15 protein-coding genes are annotated in these 15,619 nt (G+C 52.3%); 5 read left to right on the forward strand and 10 right to left on the reverse strand.

Translation table 11 applies throughout. The features are described from left to right. Positions 1-351: 351 nt before the first annotated feature. The 4 genes from gatB to VLM75_09005 all read left to right on the forward strand — a co-directional run bounded on the left by gatB (position 352) and on the right by VLM75_09005 (position 3,637). Positions 352-1,782, forward strand: coding sequence for an Asp-tRNA(Asn)/Glu-tRNA(Gln) amidotransferase subunit GatB (gene gatB, locus VLM75_08990; protein HSV97055.1), 1,431 nt, complete (start codon positions 352-354; stop codon positions 1,780-1,782). Between the two features lie 21 nt (positions 1,783-1,803). Beyond that, the gene (locus VLM75_08995; GenBank protein ID HSV97056.1) at positions 1,804-2,685 is read left to right on the forward strand and encodes a phosphoribosylaminoimidazolesuccinocarboxamide synthase; all 882 of its coding nucleotides are present in this window, start codon (positions 1,804-1,806) and stop codon (positions 2,683-2,685) included. 75 nt (positions 2,686-2,760) lie between these two features. After that, positions 2,761-3,198: a flagellar export chaperone FliS gene (fliS, locus tag VLM75_09000; protein ID HSV97057.1), complete on the forward strand. Its 438-nt coding sequence runs from the start codon at positions 2,761-2,763 to the stop codon at positions 3,196-3,198. Then, complete coding sequence (locus VLM75_09005; protein ID HSV97058.1) at positions 3,188-3,637, forward strand: hypothetical protein; 450 nt, start codon at positions 3,188-3,190, stop codon at positions 3,635-3,637. The genes fliS and VLM75_09005 overlap by 11 nt, the downstream gene beginning before the upstream one ends. Positions 3,638-3,649: 12 nt before the next feature. On the opposite strand, the gene VLM75_09010 is transcribed toward VLM75_09005, so the two are convergent. The 4 genes from VLM75_09010 to VLM75_09025 form a co-directional block, all read right to left on the reverse strand. Beyond that, positions 3,650-4,486: a hypothetical protein gene (locus tag VLM75_09010; GenBank protein HSV97059.1), complete on the reverse strand. Its 837-nt coding sequence runs from the start codon at positions 4,484-4,486 to the stop codon at positions 3,650-3,652. A 107-nt stretch (positions 4,487-4,593) separates the two neighbouring features. Next, positions 4,594-5,457: a hypothetical protein gene (locus tag VLM75_09015; protein ID HSV97060.1), complete on the reverse strand. Its 864-nt coding sequence runs from the start codon at positions 5,455-5,457 to the stop codon at positions 4,594-4,596. Beyond that, complete coding sequence (prfB, locus tag VLM75_09020; protein ID HSV97061.1) at positions 5,454-6,521, reverse strand: peptide chain release factor 2; 1,068 nt, start codon at positions 6,519-6,521, stop codon at positions 5,454-5,456. The genes VLM75_09015 and prfB overlap by 4 nt, the downstream gene beginning before the upstream one ends. A 198-nt stretch (positions 6,522-6,719) precedes the next feature. Continuing rightward, positions 6,720-7,841 (reverse strand): DNA photolyase, encoded by a 1,122-nt coding sequence (locus VLM75_09025; GenBank protein HSV97062.1) that lies wholly within the window; start codon positions 7,839-7,841, stop codon positions 6,720-6,722. A gap of 92 nt (positions 7,842-7,933) precedes the next feature. Between VLM75_09025 and VLM75_09030 the strand changes: the two genes are divergently transcribed. Beyond that, a complete protein-coding gene (locus VLM75_09030) occupies positions 7,934-8,281 on the forward strand; it encodes a histidine triad nucleotide-binding protein (protein ID HSV97063.1) in 348 nt (115 codons plus the stop codon). A gap of 6 nt (positions 8,282-8,287) precedes the next feature. Here the strand turns inward: VLM75_09030 and VLM75_09035 are convergent, their stop codons facing one another. The 6 genes from VLM75_09035 to rlmN form a co-directional block, all read right to left on the reverse strand. Continuing rightward, complete coding sequence (locus VLM75_09035) at positions 8,288-9,568, reverse strand: hemolysin family protein (GenBank protein HSV97064.1); 1,281 nt, start codon at positions 9,566-9,568, stop codon at positions 8,288-8,290. Continuing rightward, the gene (locus tag VLM75_09040; protein HSV97065.1) at positions 9,565-10,812 is read right to left on the reverse strand and encodes a hemolysin family protein; all 1,248 of its coding nucleotides are present in this window, start codon (positions 10,810-10,812) and stop codon (positions 9,565-9,567) included. The genes VLM75_09035 and VLM75_09040 overlap by 4 nt, the downstream gene beginning before the upstream one ends. A gap of 64 nt (positions 10,813-10,876) precedes the next feature. Further along, the gene (locus VLM75_09045; GenBank protein HSV97066.1) at positions 10,877-11,287 is read right to left on the reverse strand and encodes a helix-turn-helix transcriptional regulator; all 411 of its coding nucleotides are present in this window, start codon (positions 11,285-11,287) and stop codon (positions 10,877-10,879) included. Between the two features lie 55 nt (positions 11,288-11,342). Next, positions 11,343-12,206: a M23 family metallopeptidase gene (locus VLM75_09050; protein HSV97067.1), complete on the reverse strand. Its 864-nt coding sequence runs from the start codon at positions 12,204-12,206 to the stop codon at positions 11,343-11,345. 17 nt (positions 12,207-12,223) lie between these two features. Next, entirely contained in the window at positions 12,224-14,506 is a 2,283-nt protein-coding gene (locus VLM75_09055) for a PBP1A family penicillin-binding protein (protein HSV97068.1), read from the reverse strand. A 33-nt stretch (positions 14,507-14,539) separates the two neighbouring features. Continuing rightward, positions 14,540-15,619, reverse strand: a 1,080-nt coding sequence (gene rlmN, locus VLM75_09060) for a 23S rRNA (adenine(2503)-C(2))-methyltransferase RlmN (protein HSV97069.1), incomplete at its 5' end; no start/stop codon positions are given.

Raw genomic sequence — 15,619 nt, forward strand, 5'->3', positions numbered from 1 at the left:
GCGGATTCGAAATATCCCGGCAGCTCAAGGGTAAATTGGGGCAATACAGGGTGTAACAAGCGCTGTTTGTCGACGAAAAGCATTCAGCTTCAGGTAAAAATGCAGTTGTAATATAAAATACGGAGAAAGTGGCGGATTCTCAACATATTTTTGAGCAATATATCTTGGTTTTTCAGGGAACTGTTAATAAAAAAAGAAAGCACGTACCGATCCGTCAAAGTCCATTTTTCTTGACAAATAACCTCTCCGACTTTAGTAAAGTCAATTATACAGGGCGCTTTGCGATGCCGGCAGACGTCCGACCGCTGATTCCTGACTTTTCCCGATAGCACAGCGGTTCTCGAGGAAGACATGGAATTCGAACCGGTAATCGGCCTGGAAGTTCACGTTCAGCTCAACACCCGTTCCAAGATATTCTGCGGGTGTTCGACCGCATTCAAGGCCGATCCAAACACGCAAACCTGTTCCGTATGTCTGGGCCTGCCCGGCGTACTCCCGGTTCTGAACGAGGCGGCCCTTCGCAAGGCGATCATGGCGGGCCTCGCCCTCAACGCCACCGTCGCCGAATACAGCAAGTTCGACCGGAAAAACTACTTCTATCCGGACCTCCCGAAGGCGTACCAGATCTCGCAGTATGACAAGCCCATCTGCTCAGGGGGCTTCATCGGTGTGACGACCTCCAACGGAATAAAAAAAATCGGGATTACGCGCCTGCACCTGGAGGAAGACGCCGGTAAATCCATCCATTTTGACGAGCCCGGCAAAAGGGTGTCGTTTCTCAACTTCAACCGCACCGGAGTACCGCTCGCGGAGATCGTTTCCGAACCGGACATCCGCTCGGCCGAGGAGGCCTATGAATATCTCCAGAACCTCAAGACGATAATGAAATACCTCGACGTTTCCGACTGCAATATGGAGGAAGGAAGCCTTCGCTGCGACGTCAATATTTCTCTGCGGGAAAAGGGTGTGGAGAAGTTCGGCGAGAAGGTGGAGGTTAAAAACCTCAATTCCTTCAAGGCGGTGAAAACGGCCATCGAATACGAGATGCGGCGCCAGGCGGAAATACTTGAGGACGGCGGCAGTATCCTTCAGGAAACGCGCCTCTGGGACGCCGACCGGGGTCTGACCTTCAGCATGCGCTCCAAGGAAGAGGCGCACGACTACCGCTATTTCCCGGATCCTGACCTGCCGCCGATCAAGCCGGATGCCAACTACATCGCCCGGATCCGCGAATCCATTCCCGAGCTCCCCGAGCGCCGAAGGGAGCGCTTCGTCGCGGAATACGGCCTCTCTCCGTACGACGCCGGCGTCCTTACATCGGCGCGGCCGCTCGCGGAGTATTTCGAAGCCACGGTTAAGCACGGCGCGATCGCCAAGAAGGCCTCCAACTGGATCCAGAGCGAGTTACTGGCCAGAATCGACAATCCCGAAAATATCGGATCGTTTATCGTTACACCGACGATGCTCTCCAGACTGCTCAGCCTTATCGAAAACGGCACAATCAGCGGCAAGATAGCGAAATCGGTTTTTGAAGAGATGATCGAAACCGGCGCCGACCCGGAACCAATAATCAGCGCAAAGGGCCTTACCCAGGTAACCGACACCACGGCCATCGAATCGATGATCGACCGGGTGATTGCCGACAATCCCGAATCCGTCGCCGACTTTCGAAACGGCAAGGAGCGGGCTCTGAAATTCCTCATGGGACAGGCGATGAAGGAATCCAAAGGCAAAGCTAATCCGCAAATCGTCAACGAAATACTGATAAAAAAAATACGATAATTAGGCGAAAAGGAGCCATCAATGGACGCGATCGTAACATCGAAAATACCGGGCGCAAAAAAACTCTTCAGCGGTAAAGTTCGTGATGTTTACAGTGCCGACAGGGAACACCTCATAATTATATCGACCGACCGTATTTCTGCATTCGACCATGTATTTCCCAACGGTATTCCCGGAAAAGGAGTCATCCTTAACAGGATATCGAACCTCTGGTTTTCCTCGATTAAGTTCATAAAGAACCATATAGTCGAAACCGACTACAGGAATTTTCCCGCTCCATTCCGCAACCACCCCGACCAGGTGGCCGACCGGGCCGTTCTCGTTAAAAAGGCCAAGAGGATCGATTTCGAATGCGTCGCCCGGGGATATCTCATCGGCAGCGGTTGGAAGGACTACCAGGAGACCGGAGAGGTCTGCGGCATCAGGCTTCCTGCGAATCTCGAATTGGCCCAGGAGCTGCCCGCGCCGCTCTTCACGCCGGCGACCAAGGCGAAAACCGGTCACGACATGAACGTATCGATCGAAGTGATGCGTAAAAAGCTCGGGACAGATGTCGCCGACCGGCTCGGTGAGCTTACGCTCCAGATATACGAATACGCGCGCGAAAAGCTTAAAAAATCCGGCATAATCCTCGCGGACACCAAGTTCGAATTCGGATTTATCGCGAACGAAATAGTGCTCATAGACGAGATTCTCACTCCCGACAGCTCGCGCTTCTGGGACGCCGGCGGGTACACGGTCGGTAAATCACCCGAGAGCTTCGACAAGCAATTCATCCGCGACTATCTCGATACGACGACATGGGACAAGAATTCCCCGCCCCCCCCCCTGCCGCTGGAGATCATCGAGAAGACCATTGCGAAATACGAGGAAATCCGGCAGAGGATTTTCTCGGCCGAATAAAGTGTTGAAAATTCGGCATCGATATGCCGACGATGTTATAGACCGTAATGCCGTGATCATCGATCGGGAGGATACATGGCTTTGCCTCAGAAGAACCCGTACGACCAGTACAAGCGCACCGAGATTAATACCGCGAACCAGGGGAAGCTCATCGTCATGCTCTATGACGGAGCGATCAAGTTCCTCAATATCGCCATCGAGAACATGGGACCGCGCACATACGACGTCGTCAACACCAACATCATCAAAGCGCAGGATATAATCACCGAGCTGCTCCTTTCGCTCAACGTTTCCGAGGGCGGTGAGATTTCCAAAAGCCTGATGAGCCTTTACCTCTACTTTAAAAAAAGATTGCTCGAGGCGAACGTCCAGAAAGACGCTGAAATACTGAAAGAAGTCCTGCTGCACCTCATGGAACTTCGCGCGGCCTGGGACAAGATATCGGCCAAGGAATCCCGCGCCGACTCACAGCCCGGCCTTCACCCCAAAGGCGGCTTCAGCATTGAGGGCTGACCTCGAAGAACTTTTCGATTCACTCATCCTTCTCCATCGGCGGAAGCTTGCGCTCCTGGAGGGATTCGCCCGCTCCATTGTCGACAAGCGTTACTATCTGAAAACCGGCGACATTGAGCGCCTTGCCGAAGCGGTCGCGGACGACAGCGCTCTTTTCGAGCTCATCGATACGATCGATTACGACATCGGCTGCGCCAGGGATCGCATGAACGCGATTACCGGAACGGAAGGCCACGGAATCGATGAGTTGATGAATAAATCAGGTGGACCGAAGGCGGCCGAGCTGTTCGAAATACGCTCGGCCGTAGGGATTGTCCTTAGAAATGCCTCGAAGGAGCACGACGAACTGGCAAGGGGGATGGAAAAAATATCCTCGAAGATCAGGTCCGATGCGGATGCGCTCTCCGGACATCTGCGGCTGGATTTGTTCAACCGGTAGTGTCGCTCCGTTTTACAGTTCTTCCGTCTTTTTCGTTTTGATGATCTCCTCGCGAAGCCGGACCATCTTTTCATAATCAAACGAGTACTTCTTCTTCGTGTAGACCTCGTTGAATCGCTTTACGTACCGTTTTGAAACGAAATATTTAATAATTCGTTTCGACACCGGGTAGATTTGCTCGGAGGGATCGTACACCTGAGGCTGGCCGGTCCTTGTATCGATGATGGTGCCTGTTAGCATCCCCCACGAGATGTCCCGGAGGGAATGGCCTTTTGCGTCGCGCAGTATGGCACGCAGTATGCCTTCGTGGGCGGGATTGAAAAATTTAAATTTTTTCGAGTACATCACCGCCCCGTGCATATGGTCGGGAACGTCCATAAAACCGTCCTTGATCACTCCTTCCGCTACTATGTACATCATCTTCATGAGGTACTGGAGACATCCGAGTCCGGGTTTGGACTGCCCCGGAAGCTGCGGCCGGTCGCCGCTGAACACGGCCCGCGGATCCTGTATCGAAAGCCATTCTATAACGATCATGTCGAGTGTTGCGAGGCTCTGGCCTTCATCGAAGAAGCTTTTGTCGGGTACGAAGCGTGAATCCGAAAGCCGAACGTCGATTAGAAGGTTTTCCGCGGCCTTCCGTTCGAAGTATACACGAAGATAATGTATGAGTGTCTCGTCCTGGTTGATATCGATGACCAGTTCGTTAAATCCGCGGGTTTTGAGGTGAGCGACCAGTCCGACCCCCTTCATTATGTCAAGAAGCTGCGCCTCGTTATACATGTTCAAAAAAAGGCGTTCCTTTCTTGGCTTGCGTGCGAAGTAGCCGAAGCTTTCATCTATGTCCATCGAAGTCGTATCGTCATTAAGAACGTTTTTGATATCGATGGGTTGAAAATACTTTAAAAACGCTTTTTTTGGATTCTTTTTCAGAATGGCCTCACATTTAAACCAGATTACGCCGACCACCTGTCGGCGTTATACACCATTTTGACCTGCGTCAGAAAATGGTCGATATCACCCGGGTTTATATTCGGAACGACCATCATGCGGACAAACTTATCATACTGCTTGACCTGAAGCAACGATCTTTTATAGGATTCAGATATTGTTTCCCCAATAATTATGAGCCGCGCGTTCGTGTTTCTGTATATTTCCAGCAGGTTGTCCGGATCGTTAACCGATATTGTGTCCTCCGCCGGGATAAAATCCGGAGCTATCTCAACCCAGCTGTCCTTTTTCCTTGTTACAATCGAGGTAACGAGGTCCATGTTTTTCTTGAATCGCTCGACGTAATTGGTCTCCGCATTCGGCTTCATATTGACAAAAAGGATAATTCCGCACTCGGAGTTCCTGTAATTGAATTTCTGTTCTTTGCTTACCCGGCGCTTTTTTTCGTTCCAGGTCCTGTAATCGAGTGGTTCATTGTGACCGAATAAAATGGTGTTCTTTCCGTTGACCGTGTCGATGGAATATATATCGCCTATCACGTAAAGAAAACGCTTTCTCCTGCTAAGCTTGTTGGTGTTGTTGAGTATATCGAGATGCCGGTCAACGTTGATAAAATCCATGGTGCCGTATGGCCTGCGATACTCGAGGGGAAATTCCGCCGACAAAAGGTTATAAAAGCTTTCCGCGTAATTGATCTCAACCTGTTGATAGCCACATTCTTCTAAATAAGCCAGATCGCCGGCCTGTATCTCGTCGTCCGCGTGAAACGTCCTTCCCCGCAGCGTAAAAGAGAAAAAATAGCTGCAGCGTAAAAAATCAGGATTATACTTCCGCCACAGGACCTTGAGCTGTTCGAGCGATGCCTTCATTCAATCTTTCTTCTGATGGATTTCAGGTATGTGTAAATAAACCTGTTTATCTCCCCTTCCATAACGTGCTCGATGCTTCCCACCTCTTCACCAGTTCGATGGTCCTTTACCATGGTATACGGCTGAAAAACATACGACCGGATCTGGTTCCCCCACGAGATGTCCTTTTTCGCGCCTATCTTTTCCTGCTTTTTCTCCTCCATCTCTTTTCGCCGAAGCTCGTAGACTTTGGATTTAAGGACTTTCATGGCCGAGGCTTTGTTTTTGTGCTGAGATCGCTCGTTCTGGCACTGCACCACTATTCCCGTTGGCAGGTGTGTTATGCGAACGGCCGAATCGGTTCGATTGACATGCTGGCCACCCGCTCCAGACGCACGGTAGGTGTCAATGCGCAATTCGGATTCACTTATGCCGATGTCTATGTCCTCGGGCGCTTCCGGTACTACCTCGACCGACGCGAACGAGGTATGCCTGCGTTTGTTTGAATCGAACGGTGATATCCTTACCAGCCGGTGTATGCCGCGCTCGCATTTCAGAAAACCGTATGCGTAGTCGCCCTTTATCAAAGCCGTACCGCTTTTTATTCCCGCCTCTTCGCCGGGGGTGTAGTCGATAACTTCGACCTCCAATTCGTTGTTCTCCGCCCATCGTACATACATGCGGAAAAGCATGCTCGCCCAATCCTGCGACTCCGTACCACCCGCCCCGGGATGAATAGAAATAAACGCGTTTTTCTGATCGTCTTCGCCCGCCAGAAGCTCGAGTGTCTCCAGTTCATCGAAACGTCTTTCGAGAGCCGGTATACTCGTCATGAGTTCCGCCAGCACTTCCGTATCGGATTCCGGATGCGCCATCGCCATAAGATCGCGTGCTTCGGCAATCGAGGACCGAAGCCTTTCCCAGGGTTCAATTTTCTTTTTCAGTCTGCTGATCTCCTGGTTAACCGTGGCGCCGCGCTCCATGTCTTTCCAGAAGCCTTCGCTAAAGGTTTGCTGTTCCAGTATTTTCAGCTTTTCCTTTAGAGTGGCAATTCCAACGGAATCGTACAGTTCGTTGGCCCTCACGGCAAGCTCATCGAGCTCCCGCTGCGCATCTTTGTAATCACGTTCTTCCAAAACGCACTCCCCTGTCAGTGCCAGTCAACGATCGAGCGTACACCTGAAAATCGGTGTAAAATTCCGATTAAACTTTATATTCCTACGCCCGGAGGTCAATTCATTTATATCAGGGCCGGTATATTTCCGAATGGAGAGAGACACGCATCAACGATCAAACAATAGGAAGTGCCGCTTCAAGTGTCCGCTCATATCGAGTTCCAGTTCCGCAGAAGAACTGTAGGTTTTGCCGAAGACTTCCTCCCACATATCGGCGGCCTCCATGCAGAGATAGATGAACGGCCGACCCCCATGGGCCTTGATTCGATCGGTCAGGGTATGATATATGCTTCTTCGAACCGGTTTGAAATAACGGAGCTTTCCGTCTTTTCCGGGAAACATCTCCGCGGTGGTGATGTCCTCGTCGGGAAAGCGCACACGGACAGCTTCCCTGAAGCCCGGTCCGTATCGAAAGCCTCCCATTGAAATCCATACTATACGCGCGGAAGGAACAGCATTGTACAGGGCGTCGACCAGGGAGCGATACTCCCGCTCCCACTCGGGATACAGGATTACCGGATCGAAATGGAAGGCGACGAAGTACCCGGCTGCGGCCGCTCGTGAAGCTGCCGATATGCGCGAGGCAAGCGACCCCGAATCCTTCTCGTATCTGTCGATATTTCTCTGGGTATTGAGGCTCCATGCAAGCACCGCGTTTCCCTTCCTGTCAATGTCGAGAAGGTGGTCGATGTTGTCCGACTTGGTCTTCATCTCAATCATTACATTCGGCATTAGCGAGGCGTGCTCAATAATCGCCCTGCCGATCCCGGTAACCTCGTCCATCATGAGCGAGTCGGTGAATTCCCCGGTGCCCACCCGGTATATCCGCCCCCTGTCACAGGTCCTATAAAAGCCTGTCATCTCATCCAAAACCCTGAACACGTTGGTGAACTGGACTATTCCGAACGAATTGAGATACGAGTTGAGATAGCAGTAAACGCAGTCGTAGAGGCAGTTAAAGCCGGTATTGAGCAGAAGGTAGCGGCAGCAAATCATGTTCGGAGAGCCGGGGCAGAGCTGAAAAAACCTTCCCTTGAATTCCTTGAGTATCAGCACCTCCTTGGATGAACGACCTTCCCGCCGTGCAAAATCTATGGCGCCGGCAAGGTCCTCCTCGGTTCGATATGAATGGTGTCTTTTGCCAGGCAGCGATAGATATTTTTCCACCAGCCCATTTTCCCGCTGATCATCCTGGTACAGGATGATCTTGATATCTTCTATTCTTCTCATATCGTATCGCTTCAATCGCCGGCTATTAATGCTTGACTGTCGATTGCCGAAATGGTAGTCTCCACCATTATCGCGCTGAAGGAGGCCGCTTCATGGGATGCCTGTTCTGCAATATTATCAAAGGCGAAGTCCCCTCCACTAAAATCTACGAGAACGACCGCGTTTACTCATTCGAGGACATCAATCCGGTCGCGCCGGTGCACATCCTTGTAATTCATAAGACTCATATCAAAAATATCGACGAGCTCAGTGAATCAAACGCTTCCATAATGGCCGACCTTTTTCTCGCCGTCAGGGAGGTCGCCCGAATAAAGGGGATCGACACGGACGGCTACAGGGTTATTATCAACAACGGCGCCTCGGGTGGGCAGGTAATCTGGCACCTCCACGTTCACGTCTTGGGTGGACTTCCAAGCCTCGGCCCAATGCTTGCCGTCTAAGGGAGCTTACTTGTCGGAGGCCCCATGCGCCCGGTCGCTTCGACCGGGCGTAATGAGGACGATTTTTTCCACGGACCTGTCCGTCGCCTCCTCGACAATCAGCGTGTGCCGGGCGAAGACGAACCGCTCCCCCTTTTTAGGGATCCTGCCCATTTCGGTGATAACAAATCCCGCCAGTGTCTCAAAACCCTTTTTCTCAACCGGCACGGCAAAGCGCCTTTGGAAAAAATCTATGTCCAGATTACCGCTCAGCAGGTACCTGTTTTTTCCGATCATTTCAATAAGCTGCTCGCCTGGATGGTCGCTTGTCTGTATCTCGCCCACGATCTCCTCGGCGATATCCTCCCGGGTGACAAGGCCGTCCACGGCCCCGAATTCGTTCACCGCAAAGACCACGGTCAGATTCATCTCCTTCATCTCGTGAAACAGCTCGTGGATCTTTTTCGTCGAGGGGACAAAATGCGGTTTGTTTAATATCTGGTCGATGCTGCGCACACCGGTATCCATCAACAGGTCGCGGTAATAGACATATCCAACGATGTTATCCACCCTTTCCTCGTATACGGGAATTCGCGAAAACCTCGTCTCCTCGATCAACCGGATGACGTGTCTGATGCCCTTCTTTCGTTCGACTGAAACAACGTCGATAAGCGGGGTCATCACCTCGTACGCCGTTACGCGGTTAAAGGAAAGAATTTCAGTTATATAATCGTGATGGTCCTCGTCGATCACACCATGCGCCATGCCGAGTTTGAACAGCAGGCCTATGTCATCGCGCGAGCTTACGAACGAGTATTTCCCCAGTTCAAGGTTGAACAGGGTGCGGAGCTTCCCGGAAAAATACAGAGAGAAGCGCGTAACCGGCCTGAAGACAAGGGTGAGCGCCGTTATCGGATACGAAAAAAACATGAGGAAGCGTTCCGGATCCGAACGCGATATGACTTTAGGCAATATTTCACAGAATGTCAGAAAGATTATCGTCTGAGCTATCGCGAGAATAAATAGATCGCTTTCATCGAGCATGAACGCCCTGGTGGCCACGTAGGCCAGGAATGCGGACGCCGATATCTCGATAATGTTGATGACGATCTGGAGCATCCCCATCGAGTCTTCCACGTTTTCGAGGAGATCCAGGGCGCGCGTGGCGCTTCCGCTTCCCTTCTCCGACAGCGAGCGCAGCCTGATGGGGCTCGATGAAATAATCGCCGTTTCCATCGCGGATAAAACAAATGTCAGCGCCATGAAAACAAGGATGGCCGTTTCGTAAACGATATATGACGATATCATCCGCCGCCTCCAGGCAGCACCTCTATGGTGTGAATGCGTTTCTTCTCTATCCTGCGCACGCGTAACACGTGTTTTCCGGTATCTATGGATTCATCCTTGACCGGAAAATGTCCAAGGCGTTCAATAATATATCCGCCGATCGTTTCTGACTCCTTGCTCGCAAGGTTTTCGCCGAAGGCGAAGTTATAGTCGTCGATCTGCATCACTCCCGATATGATTGAGGAAGAGTCGCCCATCCTGCGTATGGAGAACTTGTAACTTTCCTCAAACATCGCGAACTCCCTTCCAAGCATCTCCGATAGTATGCCCGAAAGGGTGACGACGCCGGCGGTCCCACCGTATTCGTCGATTACGACCGCAATCTGCAGCTTGTTTGCCAGAAAATCCATGAAGAGGTCGCCGAGTTCCCTGGTGGCCGGAAAATGGTAAATGGGAAAGAGAAGCCTGTTGATGCTGTTCGCTTTCTTATACCCGTAAAGATAGGGGATAAGCCTACGTGAATCGAGCACTCCGACAATGTTGTCGAAATCCTTTTTGTAAACAAGCGCCCTGACCAGACCCTTCTCCCTGAAAATCGAGGCGGCGGCCTCGATGCCCGATCCGTATGGTATGAATACCGCCTGGTTACGGGGTATCATTGCGTTTTGTACCTCTTTTTTTGAAAAACGAAGGACATTTTTAATAAACGCGCCTTCCTCCTTGCCCAGTACGCCGTCCTTCTCTCCAATTTTTATCGCCATGTCGAGCTCTTCCTCGGTGATGACGTCTTCGTGGTGGTGGTCCAGTCTGAAAATCGATATGATCACGTTATTGACGGCCAGGAGCGCTGTTCTGAGCGGCATGAACACGCGGTGGAAGACGTTGAGGAGTCGAACCATTTTTTTCGAGAAGCCCTCCGGGTCGCTTCGTGTAATCGTTTTGGGCGTTATGTCGCAAAGAATTATTATGACCGGAGTAACGATAGCTATTGCGATAAAGTGACCATACTTCGGAAAAAATTCAAGAAGGAGCAGGGTGGAAAGAGCGGGAAGCAGGAGGTTGGCAAGCAGGTTCCCGAGCAGAATGGTAACCAGGATCTTTCTCGGTTGGCTCATCAGCGCCGCGATTGTTTTCTCAGCCTTCCCCTGTGAACCGGATAGGCGCAAAAGTTCAGATTTATTAAGGGAGAACAAAGCGACCTCTGAACCGGAAAAAAACGCGGAAAAGAACAACAGCATGAGTAGTATGATAATGTCGATCAGCATTCCAACGCTTTATGCATGGTCGAAAATACCGCCGTTGGTTCGTTTAATCGGCACGGCGGAGATATCACGAAAAAAGCTCGGATTCGCGGGTTTTAAGAATCTTCGCGCACATGGTTTTAAACTGTCGGGCGGGCTCCTGGAGCCCTTTTTCGACCTTCGACAGGTATGACGGGGAGCAGCGAAGCTGTTTTGCCAGCTCGTACTGCTTGATGCGTTTTTCCTTTCTCACACTCCAGAGCTTGTTCTTGAAACTCCGGTTTATGTTCTTCATCTTCTCCCGGTCGACGCTATGTGGAAAAACGATGGCCACCGGCGAATTGAGAAACCGCGCGCACGCCTGCTTGAATTTATCCGTAGGCTCCTGTATCCCCTTTTCAATCTTGCAAAGATATGACGGGGAAACCTTGAGCGCGCGGGCCATGTCGTACTGCTTGATACTTTTTTTTCTTCTCAGGTAAGGGATTATATTTTCCACCAAACGTCCTCCAGGCGGCGATCCCGTATTTGATTTGAATACGGACGCTTTCTCTTTACTCCTTTATATCAAGGTTTACGTTGAACGACATTTCATGAGCGGCCGCATTCCCGGCGAAATCGGCTGCGACTATTTTCAGGGAATTCGACCCGTTATTGTAGGAGACATTTCCTATTTTGTAGTAACCCTTCTCGTCGAATAGATCATGAAATTTATTTCCGGAAATTGTCAATCCATTTTTTGAGTATTCCATAGTGGTGAAATATATTTCCATCACTTTGCGCCCGTTTAAATAAGCAGCCAGGAATTGCGCCCCGAGCCTTTCCCTCCCGCCCATGGAATCCGTGATTTCGATTAATAGCGGATAGTGACGGGTGAGGCGTATGGAAGCCCCCTCCCGCACGGCGGAATACCGGTCCCCGACACGAACGAACACACCCCCGATCGACGGAGGAGTCCTGTCGGGAAGCGCGGGAAGCATTTTTTTCGGATTTATGGACACCCTCTCCACGCGGTTTAGCACTGAAAAATGCAGGTGTGTTCCATATGACCGCCCGGTATTCCCCATTATGCCGAGAGGGTCCCTTTTCCCGTATGCCTCCATGAACGAAGGTTCGTCCTGAAGGTGAAGATAAATGGAGTACAGCTCTCCACCGTGCTTCAGCACGCGGTAGTTCCCACCTCCGGAATACGCGTCAAGGGGAAACATCGACCTGTCCCATAGATAGACAAGGTCCCCCTCATCGAGCGGGTATATTTTGCCGTCCGGAGAGACCATGTCCACTCCGTCATGAAAATGGTCGGCGCGCGACTCTCCGAACACCGATGTTACTCTTCCATTGTCGACGGGCCACTGAAATGACAGGTTCAGGGCGATGAGAAAGAGCATGCACAGTCTGAATGGCCGGCCGGTTATCATATCTTTCACTCCCCGCTTTATTGATTTTCCGCGTTTGCCGGTTTCGGATGCAGTTTGCAGTAATCACCCGGCTCCGTACCCGATATGAAAAGCTCGTCAACGGCGACCCGCGGGCACAACCCTGGTTCGTGCGGCACCATCCCCGAATCGAGGCAAATGGTCTGCCTTGTTACCCCGTCTTCGGGCACTATGAAGTCACCGGGACTGGATTCGCGGTAAATGCCCGCGGCATAAGCACCCCAGATACCCGCCGAAATAACGCCACCCGCGCGTCCCTCGCCGAGCGAAATCGCCCCTTTTCTGTTGCCGACCCAGACGGTCGTCACCATATCCGCGGTGTACCCGACGAACCATGCGTCGGTGTAATTGGAGCTCGTACCGGTTTTGCCCGAGACCTGAAAGGAAAATTTGCGTGATTTCATTACGTGCTCTGCCGTTCCTTCCAGTTCGAAAACCCCCTTCAGCATGGACACGGTAACCGCGCAGGCCGCCGGGTCAATAATTTTCCCGAGCCTGTCGCGTTTTTCCTTAACGGCCAGGATCACCTCTTCTTCGTTATTCCACACTATGTTCCCGTTATAATCCTTTACATAGCGAACGCCGTAGGGCCGTACGTAATTACCGCCGTTTACCAGAAGCGCGTGAAGGGTGCAGTTTTCAAGCGGCGAAAGCTCGTAGGTGCCGAGCGCCATGGAAGGAGTTTTCCCGAACCGATCGGAAAGATCCTCCTCGGAAAGGTCGAGGCCCTGTTTGAGAACGCGAAAAACCGCGCTGTAGCCCGTTTTTTCGAGCACCTTGACGGCGACGATATTGATCGATTTCGCCAGCGCGTCGCGCACCGTTACCGGGCCGAGATACTTGCCGTCATAATTGCGCGGGGCGTAATTTTTACCGAATACCGTTTTTTCATCGATAATTATGCTCGAGGGCGTTATATCGCGCGCCTCGACGGCGGCGGCATAGACGATGGGCTTGAATGACGAACCGGGCTGGCGTCGTATCTGGGTCACATGATCCATCTGGTTCTGGCTCGAAAAACTGTATCCGCCGACGTGCGTCAGCACCTCTCCGGTTGCGGGGTCGAGCGACACGAGCGCGCCTTCGATGTTGTTGGCGTTTTCCCTCTCGGATTCGCCCTTTTTGCTACCCTTGAATTTTTCAGCGCGGCGCAGGTGGTATTCGCGCTGAACAAGCACCCCATCCTGCAGGGACTTCCGGGCGATGTCCTGCTTCGCCGCGTCGATGGTGGTAAAGACGGCAAGCCCTCCGCGCTTCACGACGTCCTCGCCGAACTTCGCCGCCAGCTCCCTGCGTATGAGCTCGTTGAACATTGGCGCGCGGTTCACCCGGTAGGTGCTCATGATAAAACTTCCGATGAGCGATGACGTCGCCTTCCCTTCTGCGTCGAAGACGACATCCCATTTATCGAGGAAGCGCCCCAACTGCGTTTCGGCGGCCTCCGGTTTCAGATACCCCGCATCCACGAGCGACTTCATTATCCGTCTGGTTTTATTGATTGAATTGTTGAGATTCGATATCGGTGAATAATACAGGGGGTTTGAAATAACGCCTACGATCATTGCACACTCGGTTTCGGTGAGTTCGCGCACCGAGGCGCCGAAAAACATTTTCGCGGTGGATTCCACGCCATAGGCGCCGTTACCGAAGTAAATGAGGTTGAGATACATCGAAAGGATGTCCTGTTTATCGTAACGCTTCTCGATTTCCGTGGCGCAGAACGCCTCGTAGATCTTCCTTCTCAGGCTCCGGTCCATGTCGGTGAAAAGCACCTTGGCAAGCTGCTGGGTGATGGTGCTCCCCCCCTGCACCACCCGAAGGCGCGTCAGGTTTACCGCGAATGCGCGCAGTATGCCCTTGTAACTTATCCCTCTGTGGCGGTAGAAATCCCTGTCCTCGCTCGCCATCACCGCGTTTACAAGCATTCTGGGGATATACGAATACGGCACGATTTCCCGCTTTTGCTCGAAGAATTCGCCGATGATCTCGTCGTTGCGGTCATAGATGCGGGTTGGGATGTCGACCACTTTCGCTTTGAGGTCGATGTCGGCGGAGCGGTACGCGTAGCCCTCGCGCAGCTCTTCTGTATGGTCGATGAGCCTCTTATACCTGAAGAGCCGGTCAAGCGCATCATCGCGGTCGCGCAGCCAGCCCAGGTAGACGATACCCGTATAGACTGCAAGCAGGGCAAGCAAAAGCAGTGGGATGTATACGAACACCAGCATCTTGTGGCCGAATATCCATCGAACCGCATCGCCGAGCATTTCCACAAATTGTCTCATTTCACCACCCTTTGTGCCGCCATGCTTTCCCCATTACCGTACGCCGGCATCGGGCCTGCCCGCTTTGTGATAGCGCCTGCCCGAAAGCTGGCCGCACGCGCCGTCGATATCCTTCCCCGAACTTTTGCGGACCGAAACGGGGACGTTCATGATCTCGAGATCCTTGATAAAGCTATCCATCTCATCGTCCGTCGGCAACTCCATGCCGTGGTCACCCCTGTTGAGCGGAATGAGATTGAGCTTTATCCAGCCCTGGCGAAACATCTTTTTCAGCCGACGCGCGTCCTCCGAAGAGATATTGTCATTCCGCATGATGTATTCGAGGGTCAGCCTGTTGCGCGAGACTGGGAATTTCTTCTCGAGCAGAGCGGCTACGGTTTCGATGGGGAACCTGTTTTCGACCGGCATAAAGCGGGCGCGCTTGACCGGATCTGTATCGTTGAGCGATATGGCCAGGTTGTATGGCCGCCTCTCATCGATAAACCGCTCGATACCCGGCAATATCCCGCAGGTCGAGATGGTGATCTTCCTTACCGAAAGGTGAAAGCCAAAGCTGTAGTTCATGATGTCGGCGGCGAGGAGCGTGTTGTCGTAGTTGAGAAAGGGCTCGCCCATCCCCATGAAGACCACGTTGTTGTTGCGGACACCCGACAGGCGTCGCACGAGGCAGAGCTGGTCGAGAATCTCCGCCGGCTCGAGGTTGCGTTTGAATCCTACGCGCGCCGTCTGGCAGAAGCCGCAGCCCATGGGACACCCCACCTGCGAGGAAACGCACACGGTGAGCCGACCCTCGTCGGTGCCATCCCTGCGAATGAGGACCGATTCGATATAGTGCCCATCGCGTGTTTTGAAAAGAAACTTCTCCGTACCGTCCAGGGCCGAGACCAGCCTGTCCTCCGGTTCGAGCGCCGACAGATAATAGCGGTCATCGAGGGCCTGGCGAAGCTCCTTCGAGAAATTGGTCATGTCGTGGAACGACTCCACGTTCTTCTCGTACAGCCAGTTGAAGAGCTGTTTGGCGCGGTAGGGCTTTTCTCCAAGCGAGGCGAACACCTGTTCGACGGCGTCGATCGCGAGATTCTTGATGGATGTTTTGTTCATTTCCGGCATATC

The sequence above is a fragment of the Spirochaetota bacterium genome (assembly GCA_035477215.1).
In the GTDB taxonomy this organism is placed as follows: Bacteria; Spirochaetota; UBA4802; order UBA4802; family UBA5368; genus MVZN01.

Excerpts from the sequence above, each read along its gene's own strand:
- gatB (HSV97055.1), top strand. The coding sequence starts at position 352 with ATGGAATTCGAACCGGTAATCGGCCTGGAAGTTCACGTTCAGCTCAAC.
- VLM75_08995 (HSV97056.1), top strand. The coding sequence starts at position 1,804 with ATGGACGCGATCGTAACATCGAAAATACCGGGCGCAAAAAAACTCTTC.
- fliS (HSV97057.1), top strand. The coding sequence starts at position 2,761 with ATGGCTTTGCCTCAGAAGAACCCGTACGACCAGTACAAGCGCACCGAG.
- VLM75_09010 (HSV97059.1), bottom strand. The coding sequence starts at position 4,486 with ATGGACATAGATGAAAGCTTCGGCTACTTCGCACGCAAGCCAAGAAAG.
- VLM75_09015 (HSV97060.1), bottom strand. The coding sequence starts at position 5,457 with ATGAAGGCATCGCTCGAACAGCTCAAGGTCCTGTGGCGGAAGTATAAT.
- VLM75_09025 (HSV97062.1), bottom strand. The coding sequence starts at position 7,841 with ATGAGAAGAATAGAAGATATCAAGATCATCCTGTACCAGGATGATCAG.
- VLM75_09030 (HSV97063.1), top strand. The coding sequence starts at position 7,934 with ATGGGATGCCTGTTCTGCAATATTATCAAAGGCGAAGTCCCCTCCACT.
- VLM75_09035 (HSV97064.1), bottom strand. The coding sequence starts at position 9,568 with ATGATATCGTCATATATCGTTTACGAAACGGCCATCCTTGTTTTCATG.
- VLM75_09040 (HSV97065.1), bottom strand. The coding sequence starts at position 10,812 with ATGCTGATCGACATTATCATACTACTCATGCTGTTGTTCTTTTCCGCG.
- VLM75_09050 (HSV97067.1), bottom strand. The coding sequence starts at position 12,206 with ATGATAACCGGCCGGCCATTCAGACTGTGCATGCTCTTTCTCATCGCC.
- VLM75_09055 (HSV97068.1), bottom strand. The coding sequence starts at position 14,506 with ATGAGACAATTTGTGGAAATGCTCGGCGATGCGGTTCGATGGATATTC.